At 72.3% G+C, this 8,080-nt stretch carries 8 protein-coding genes and 1 pseudogene; all 9 read left to right on the top strand.

The window, feature by feature from the left end:
- Positions 1–261 (top strand): annotated as a pseudogene (locus tag AB0H32_RS44870) (3-oxoacyl-ACP synthase); the annotation flags it as partial.
- A 53-nt stretch (positions 262–314) separates the two neighbouring features.
- Entirely contained in the window at positions 315–563 is a 249-nt protein-coding gene (locus AB0H32_RS44865; protein ID WP_361134383.1) for an acyl carrier protein, read from the top strand.
- Positions 563–964: a hypothetical protein gene (locus tag AB0H32_RS44860; protein ID WP_361134380.1), complete on the top strand. Its 402-nt coding sequence runs from the start codon at positions 563–565 to the stop codon at positions 962–964. The genes AB0H32_RS44865 and AB0H32_RS44860 overlap by 1 nt, the downstream gene beginning before the upstream one ends.
- Positions 961–1,440, top strand: coding sequence for a beta-hydroxyacyl-ACP dehydratase (locus tag AB0H32_RS44855; protein ID WP_361134377.1), 480 nt, complete (start codon positions 961–963; stop codon positions 1,438–1,440). The genes AB0H32_RS44860 and AB0H32_RS44855 overlap by 4 nt, the downstream gene beginning before the upstream one ends.
- Positions 1,441–1,464: 24 nt before the next feature.
- Positions 1,465–2,211 (top strand): 3-oxoacyl-[acyl-carrier-protein] reductase, encoded by a 747-nt coding sequence (fabG, locus tag AB0H32_RS44850; RefSeq protein WP_361134374.1) that lies wholly within the window; start codon positions 1,465–1,467, stop codon positions 2,209–2,211.
- Positions 2,212–2,275: 64 nt separating this feature from the next.
- Positions 2,276–2,899 carry a DsbA family protein gene (locus AB0H32_RS44845; RefSeq protein ID WP_361134371.1) on the top strand — a complete coding sequence of 208 codons (624 nt, stop codon included), beginning with the start codon at positions 2,276–2,278 and terminating at the stop codon, positions 2,897–2,899.
- Positions 2,900–2,958: 59 nt separating this feature from the next.
- Positions 2,959–3,171: an MbtH family protein gene (locus tag AB0H32_RS44840; RefSeq protein ID WP_361134368.1), complete on the top strand. Its 213-nt coding sequence runs from the start codon at positions 2,959–2,961 to the stop codon at positions 3,169–3,171.
- 217 nt (positions 3,172–3,388) lie between these two features.
- Positions 3,389–7,333 (top strand): amino acid adenylation domain-containing protein, encoded by a 3,945-nt coding sequence (locus AB0H32_RS44835; protein ID WP_361134365.1) that lies wholly within the window; start codon positions 3,389–3,391, stop codon positions 7,331–7,333.
- Between the two features lie 46 nt (positions 7,334–7,379).
- The coding region (locus AB0H32_RS44830) for an AMP-binding protein (RefSeq protein WP_361134362.1) at positions 7,380–8,080 on the top strand (701 nt) is incomplete at its 3' end.

Here is an 8,080-nt window from a genome sequence, read left to right as displayed (position 1 = left end):
GTCGCCCGCTCCGGCGCGCCAGGCCACGAGGGCGGCGCCGAGACCGAGGCGGTGCACGAGGTGCTGGGCGCCGCCGGCCCCGCCGACCTGACGCCCGCCCCGCTGATCGGCGACACGGGCGCCGCCGCGGCCGCCTTCCAGGCCGCCGCCCTCCTCGCGTACGCCGCGGACCGGCCCGACCGGGCGGCCGGCCGCATCGGCGTGATCACCTCCGTGGACCGCACCGGCAGCGTCGGCTGCGCCCTGCTCCGGCTGCGCTGACCACCGCCCCGCCCCGACTGCCCGCTCCCCGCATTCCGGAAAGGACCCAGACCGTGCTGGACAAGGAAGAACTGCGCGCCCTCGTGGCGCAGGTGCTCGACGTCGACGTCGCCGAGGTGACCGACGACGCCCGGTTCGTCGACGACCTGGAGGTCGACTCCCTGATGGCCCTGGAGGTCGTCGTGATCCTGGAGAAGAAGTACGGCATCAAGCTGCCGGAGTCCGACCTCAAGCAGATCGTCACCCTGCAGAGCGCCTACGACCTCCTGCTCGGCAAGCTCGACGCCGCGCGGGTGGCCTGATGACCGGCGCCAGTCCGCTCGCGGGGGCCGTCGAGGTGCTGCCCGGCGACGGCGAGTACGCCACCGCGGCCCGCTTCACGGTGGACGCCGCCGAGACCGTGCTGCCCGGCCACTACCCGGGGTTCCCGATCTTCCCGGGCGTCTGTCTCGTGGAGTGCACCCACCAGGGCGCCCTCGCCACCGTGCCCGACGGGGCCAAGGGCGCCTCGCTGGCCGCCGTGGAGTCGGCCCGGTTCACCGGCCCCGTCTTCCCCGGCGACCGGGTGGACATCGCCATGGCGTGGAAGCAGACCCCGGCCGGCGACTGGCAGTGCCGGGCCAGGCTCAGCACCGGGCGCGGACCCGCCGCGAGCGTCCGGCTGCGCTACGCCCGCCGGCCGGCCGGTGAGGCGGCGGCATGACCGGCCAGCGCGAGATCAGGGCCCGGCTGCCGCACCGCTTCCCGATGCTGCTGGTCGACCGGCTCGTCGACATCGTCCCCGGCGAGCGGCTGGTCGCCCTGAAGGCGGTCACCTGCAACGAGCCCTGGTACGAGAAGCACGGCCCGGAGAGCCCGGAGGAGGACTTCGCGTACCCGCCCGTACTCCTGGTGGAGTCCTGGTGCCAGGCCGCCGGCGTCCTCGCCACCTGGGACGACCCCAACCCGGACGTCCTGCAGGGCCAGGTGATGCTGTTCGGCGGGATGACCGGTGTCACCTTCCACCGCCCGGTGCTGCCCGGCGAGGTCCTGGAGCACCGCGTCCGGCTCGACCGCAGGGTCGACGACACCGTGCTCTTCGAGGGCGAGTGCCGCTCCGCGGGCGAGCCGGTGATGACCGTCGAACGCATCGTCATGGCCTTCCGCCCCGCCTCCGTCCTGCGCCCCGACGGCGACTGACACACCCTCACGAAAGAGACAGCCATGACCGACAGCACCAACCGGGTGGCGCTCGTCACCGGCGGGTCGCGCGGCATCGGGCGGGCCACCGTCCGCGCGCTGGCCCGCGACGGCTTCGACGTCGCCTTCTGCTACCGCTCGGACGAGACCGCGGCCCGCACCCTGGAGAAGGAGGGCGAGGAGTTCGGCGTCCGGATCGCCGGTACCCGCGTGGACGTCGCCGACGCCACCGCGGTACGTGCCTGGGTCGAGGCGACCGAGGCGGACCTGGGCGCCCTGGACGCCGTCGTCACCGCCGCCGGCATCACCCGCGACAACCCGCTCGTCCTCATGACGGACGAGGAGTGGCGGCAGGTGATGGACACCAACCTGGACGGCGTCTACCACGTGTGCCGCGCCGCGGTCTTCGGCATGATGAAGCGCCGCAGCGGGACCGTCGTCAACATCTCCTCGGTCGCCGGTGTCCACGGCCACGCCACCCAGACCAACTACTCCGCGTCCAAGGCCGGGATCATCGGCTTCTCCCGGGCCCTGGCCAAGGAGACCGGACGCTCCGGCATCCGGGTCAACGCCGTCGCCCCCGGCTTCATCGACACCGACATGGTCGCGGAGATGAACGACAAGGCCCGCAAGGACGCCCTCGCCGCCATCCCGCTGCGCCGCATGGGCACCGCCGAGGAGGTCGCCGACCTGGTCGCCTACCTGGTCTCGGACCGTGCCGCGTACATCACCGGCGCCGTGCTCCAGATCGACGGCGGCATCACCCTCTGAGGCCTTCGGCCGGCACGACCCCGACCACGAACCACCCTTGAGCTCACGACAGTTGGAGGCGGTGATGGCACGACGCGGACCGCGCTGGTACTTCTCCTTCCGCAGCCCCTACTCCTGGATGGCCTACCGGGACCTTGTGGACCACCACCCGGACGTCGCCGACCGGATCGAGTGGCTGCCGTTCTGGGAGCCCGACCAGCCGGCCCTGGACGAACTGGAGCGCGACAACGTCACGCTGCCGTACGTCCCCATGTCCAAGGAGAAGCACCTCTACATCCTCCAGGACGTACGCCGCCTCGCCCGGGCGCGCGGCCTGGAGATGGTCTGGCCGGTGGACCCCGCGCCGCGTTGGGAAGTCTCGCACCTCGCCTACCTCGCCGCCGAACGCCTCGGCGCCGGGCGCGCGTTCATCGCCGAGACCTACCGGGCGCGCTGGGAGCGCGGCGAGGACATCTCCGACCCCGGCACCATGGCACGGATCGGCCGGGACATCGGCGTCGACGCCTTCGTCCTGGAGCACGCGCACGACGACCCGAACATTCGGGAGACGGGCCTTCGGGCGTTGAACTCGCTGCACCGTGACGGTGTGTTCGGCGTGCCCTTCTTCATCGTCGGATTCGACAAGTACTGGGGAGTCGACCGGCTGCCCGGATTCGTCGAATCGGTCCGAGCGAAAGCCGCGGCCTGACCGACACGGAAGCACCACAGGAAAAGCAGGAGAAGTCGCAGAGAAAGGCGAACAGGACCATGGCCACCAATCCTTTCGAGGACGACGGCGCGACCTACTACGTACTCATCAACGACGAGGGCCAGTACTCCCTGTGGCCCTCGTTCGCCGAGGTTCCCGCGGGCTGGACCGTACGGCACGGCGCGGCGGGCCGGCAGGAGTGCCTCGACCACATCAACGAGCACTGGACGGACATGCGGCCGGCCAGTCTGGCCCGCTCCACGGGCGGCTGACCAACAGCGCACACGGCGGGCCCCGAACGGGCGTTGGCAGTTGGCTGCCAACGCCCGTTCCGCATGTCCCGGGCCTTTTGGCAGCTTGATGCAGTGGGCATTGTCGGCGAATTCCGGTGGGTGCGAGAGTTCAATGCGTTCCCGGCATCCGCGGGCCGACCCCGCTCACTGCTCGAGGTTTTTCGCTGAAGTTGCCTGTTAGGGGTGGATGAGAATCATGCTTGGAGACGGTATTCCGCTGACCGCGGCCCAGGCCGGAATCTGGTTCGCCCAGCAGCTGGATCCGAAGAACCCGATCTACAACGCGGCCGAATACCTGGAGATTCGCGGGACCATCGACACGGGCGTTTTCGAGCAGGCGCTGCGCCGCCTCGTCGAGGAGGCCGAGGCGCTCAGGATGCATGTCGTCGAGGACGGCGAGGGCCTGTGGCAGATCGCCGACCCGGACCCGCACTGGACGCTGGAACAGCTGGACCTGCGGCACGAGGACGACCCTCGGACGGCGGCCGAGCAGTGGATGCGCCAGGCCCTCTCGGAGCCCGTCGACCCGCGCTACGACCTGCTGTTCCGCTTCGCCCTGCTGCGCGTGGCCACCGACCGCTACCTCTGGTTCTACCGCTACCACCACGTGACCGTGGACGGCTTCGCCGTCGCCCTGCTCGCCCGCCGGGCCGCCGACCTGTACACCGCGCTCGCCGCCGGTCAGGAGCCGACGCCCAGCGGATTCGGCGCCGTCGCCGACCTGGTGGCGGCCGACACCGACTACCGCGCCGGCGAACGCTTCGCCGCCGACCGCGCGTTCTGGCAGGAGCGGCTGGCCGGCTGCCCCGAGCCGGTCGGCCTGTCCGACCGCACGCCGGTCATGGCGCACGGCCTCGTCCGCCGGACCTCCTTCCTCCCCACGGACGGCCTGGAGAGGCTGCGGGACACCGCCCGTGAGGCCGGCGTCACCTGGCCGGCGATGATGATGACCGCCGCGGCCCTGTATCTGCAGCGCTCCACCGGTGCCGACGAGGTGGTCCTCGGCGTCCCCGTCTCCTGCCGCCTCGGCCGCGCCGCCCGCTCCGTGCCCGGCATGGTCTCCAACGTGGTGCCGCTGCGGGTGCCCGTCACCCAGGACCTGACCCTGGACACACTCCTCCACCAGGTCTCGGCGGAGCTGCGCGCGGTGATGAAGCACCAGCACTACCGGTACGAGGACCTGGTCCGCGACCGCAACCTGCTGGGCGGCGGGGGACGGCTCGTCGGCCCCGAGATCAACATCATGATGTTCGACTACGGGCTCACCTTCGGCGCGTTCCCGGCCGTCGTCCACAACCTCTCCATCGGCCCCTCCGACGACCTCTCGGTGATCGTCTACGAGCGATCCGACGGACGCGGCCTCCAGGTCGACTTCGACGCCAACCCCGCCCTCTACGCCGGTGAGGAGATCGCCGCCCACCAGCACCGATTCATCGGCTTCCTGCAACGGCTGGCCGACGCCGGCCCCGCGACCCCCGTCGGGCACATCGAGCTGCTGGACACCGCCGACCGCGACCTGGTGCTACGGGCGCACAACGACACCGCGCACCCCGTGCCGGACACCACCCTGGCCGAGCTGCTCGAACAGCAGGCCAGGCGCACGCCCGAGGCCGGCGCCCTGCGCTTCGAGGACAGCTCTCTGACCTACCGGGAACTGCACGCCCGAGCCGACCGGCTCGCCCACCTGCTGCGCGCCGGGGGCGTCGGGCCGGAGAGCCTCGTGGCCCTGGCCGTGCCCCGCTCCGTGGAACTGGTGACCGCCCTGCTCGCGGTGGTCAAGGCGGGCGCCGCCTACCTCCCCGTGGACCCCGACTACCCGGCCGAGCGCATCCGGTTCATGCTCTCCGACGCGCGGCCCGCGCTGCTGCTGACCACCGCGTCGACGGCGACGGGCCTGCCGGACGAGCTGCCAGTGCCCCTGCTCGTCCTGGACACGCACGACACCGCGGACCGGCTGGCCGCCCAGCCCGGCACCCCGCCCGGCGGCCCGGCACCGGCCGGCGACCACCCGGCGTACGTCATCTACACCTCCGGCTCCACCGGCCGTCCCAAGGGCGCCGTCGTCTCCCACCGGGCCATCGCCAACCGGCTGCTGTGGATGCAGCACCGGTACGGCCTCGGCACCGACGACCGCGTCCTGCAGAAGACGCCCTCCGGATTCGATGTCTCCGTCTGGGAGTTCTTCTGGCCCCTGATCACCGGCGCCACGCTCGTCGTCGCCCGCCCCGAGGGTCACAAGGACCCCCACTACCTGGCCGGGCTGATCCGTGCCGAGCGGATCACGACCACGCACTTCGTCCCCTCCATGCTCGACGTCTTCCTCCAGGAACCGGCCGCCGCCGGCTGCACCGGACTGCGCCGGGTGATCTGCAGCGGCGAGGCGCTCCCCGAGGAGCTCCAGAACCGCTTCTTCCAGGTGCTGCCGCGCGTCGGGCTGTACAACCTCTACGGACCGACCGAGGCGGCCGTCGACGTCACCTGCTGGGAGTGCGCCCCCCAAAGCGGCGCCGTGCCCATCGGCCGGCCCGTGTGGAACACCCGCACCTACGTCCTCGACGCGGCGCTGCGCCCGGCCGCGCCCGGCTCCCCGGGAGAGCTCTACCTCGCCGGTGTGCAGCTGGCCCGCGGCTACCTCGGCCGGCCCGGACTGAGCGCCGAGCGGTTCGTCGCCGACCCGTACGGCCCGCCCGGATCGCGGATGTACCGCACCGGCGACCTCGCCCGCTGGACCGCCGACGGTGCGCTCGTCTACCTCGGCCGCACCGACGACCAGGTCAAGATCCGCGGCCTGCGCATCGAACTCGGCGAGATCGAGGCCGTCCTCGCCCGGCACCCGGGCGTCCGCCACGCCGCCGTCGTCACCCGCGAGGACCAGCCGGGCGAGAAGCGGATCGTCGCCTACGTCGTACCTGCCGACGGCAGTGGCCCGGGCGCCGACGAGCTGCGCGGCGAACTGGCCGGCCGACTGCCTGACCACATGGTCCCCACGGCCTTCGTCAGCCTGCCGGAACTGCCCGTGACCCCCAACGGCAAGCTCGACCGGCGCGCGCTGCCCGCCCCCGAACGCAGCGCGCCCGGCACCGGACGCGCCCCCGGCAGCCCGCGCGAGGAGATGGTCTGCCAGCTCTTCGCCGACGTGCTGGGAGTGCCCCGGACCGGCATGGACGACAACTTCTTCGCCCTGGGCGGCCACTCCCTGCTCGCGACCCGCCTGGTAGCCCGGGTCCGTGCCACCTTCGGTGCCGAACTGACCATCCGCAGTATCTTCGAGGCCCCCACCCCGGCCCTCCTCGCGGCCAGGATCGCCGGCGGCGACCGGCAGGAGGACCCGCTCGACGTGGTGCTGCCGCTGCGCCCCCACGGCAACCGCCCCGCCGTCTTCTGCGTGCACCCGGCCGGCGGGCTCGGCTGGTGCTACGCCGGACTGATCCGCCACCTCGACCAGGACGTGCCCGTGTACGCGCTGCAGGCCCGCGGCCTGGACGGCACCGGCCCCCTGCCCGGCTCCTTCCACGAGATGGCGGCCGACTACGTCGAGCAGATCCGCCGGATCCAGCCGCACGGCCCCTACCACCTGCTCGGCTACTCCTCCGGCGGCATCGCCGCCCACGTCATCGCCTGCGCCCTGCAGGCAGCCGGCGAGGAGGTCGGGCTGCTCGCGATCCTCGACACCTACCCCGGGCAGACCCTGGCCGAGCTGGGCGAGCAGGAGATCCTCGCCGACCTGCTGCGCTGGGTCGGATACGACCGCCGCTACCTCGGCAGGAAGCCCCTCAGGCACGACAAGGTCGTCCAGATCCTGCGCAAGCTCGGCAGCTCCCTCGCCAGCCTGGAACCGCACCACATCGAGGCCATCGGCCGGGTGTACGCCAACGGGCGGGACATGGTCCACGAGTTCGTGCCCGACCGGTTCGACGGAGACGTCACCGTCCTGGTCGCCACCCTCGACAAGGTCGACATCTCACCCACCCCGGAGACCTGGCGCCCCTACGTCGGCGGCGAGATCACCGCCCACCACCTGGAGCGCAGCCACAACGACCTCATGAAGCCCGCGGCCCTCGCCGAGATCGGCCGGATCCTCGCGGCCGAGCTGAAGCGCATCGACGCCGCGGTCCCCGAGCCGTCCACAACCGGCGTCTGACGCAACCGACAGCGCAACCGACAGCCATTCAAGGGTGGTTAACACGATGAACGACACCGTGCGCGCCGTGCCGGACGCCGACCCCACGGAGCTGATCGAGGCCCAGGCCGCCCGCACCCCGCACGCCACCGCCGTGCTCTTCGAGGGGCAGCACCTCACCTACGCCGGGCTCAACGCCCGCGCCAACCGGCTCGCCCGGGCGCTCGTGGCCCGCGGCGCCGGCCCCGAAGCCCTGGTGGCCGTCAGCCTGCCCCGCTCCCTCGACCTGCCCGTCGCGCTGCTGGCCGTGCTCAAGACCGGTGCCGGATACGTGCCGCTCGACCCCGACTACCCGGCCGAACGCGTCCGCTACATCCTCGACGACGCCCGCCCCGCCCTGCTCCTCGACGCCGACCGGCTCGCCGAGGCGGAGGCCGAGGGTGCCCGGCTCTCCGGCACGGACCTCACCGACGCCGAACGCCTCGCCCCGCTGCGACCCGCCCACCCCGCGTACGCGATCTACACCTCCGGCTCCACCGGCCGGCCCAAGGGCGTGCTCATCACCCGCCGCAACATGCTCAACTTCCTGTCGTACATGGCGGACCGCTTCCCCATGACCGCCCGGGACCGGCTGCTCGCGGTGACCACTGTCGCCTTCGACATCGCCGTCGTCGAGCTGTACCTGCCGCTCATGACCGGAGCCGGGGTGGTCATCGCCCCGCGGGACACCGTCATCGACCCCGCCCGGCTCGGCGCGCTCGCCACGGC

The sequence above is a fragment of the Streptomyces sp. NPDC020362 genome (genome assembly GCF_040642095.1).
Taxonomy (GTDB): domain Bacteria; phylum Actinomycetota; class Actinomycetes; order Streptomycetales; family Streptomycetaceae; genus Streptomyces.
Note: the sequence above shows the minus strand (reverse complement) of the source record. Positions and strands in the feature narration are given on the sequence as shown.

Excerpts from the sequence above, each read along its gene's own strand:
- AB0H32_RS44860 (WP_361134380.1), top strand. The coding sequence starts at position 563 with ATGACCGGCGCCAGTCCGCTCGCGGGGGCCGTCGAGGTGCTGCCCGGC.
- AB0H32_RS44855 (WP_361134377.1), top strand. The coding sequence starts at position 961 with ATGACCGGCCAGCGCGAGATCAGGGCCCGGCTGCCGCACCGCTTCCCG.
- fabG (WP_361134374.1), top strand. The coding sequence starts at position 1,465 with ATGACCGACAGCACCAACCGGGTGGCGCTCGTCACCGGCGGGTCGCGC.
- AB0H32_RS44845 (WP_361134371.1), top strand. The coding sequence starts at position 2,276 with ATGGCACGACGCGGACCGCGCTGGTACTTCTCCTTCCGCAGCCCCTAC.
- AB0H32_RS44840 (WP_361134368.1), top strand. The coding sequence starts at position 2,959 with ATGGCCACCAATCCTTTCGAGGACGACGGCGCGACCTACTACGTACTC.
- AB0H32_RS44835 (WP_361134365.1), top strand. The coding sequence starts at position 3,389 with ATGCTTGGAGACGGTATTCCGCTGACCGCGGCCCAGGCCGGAATCTGG.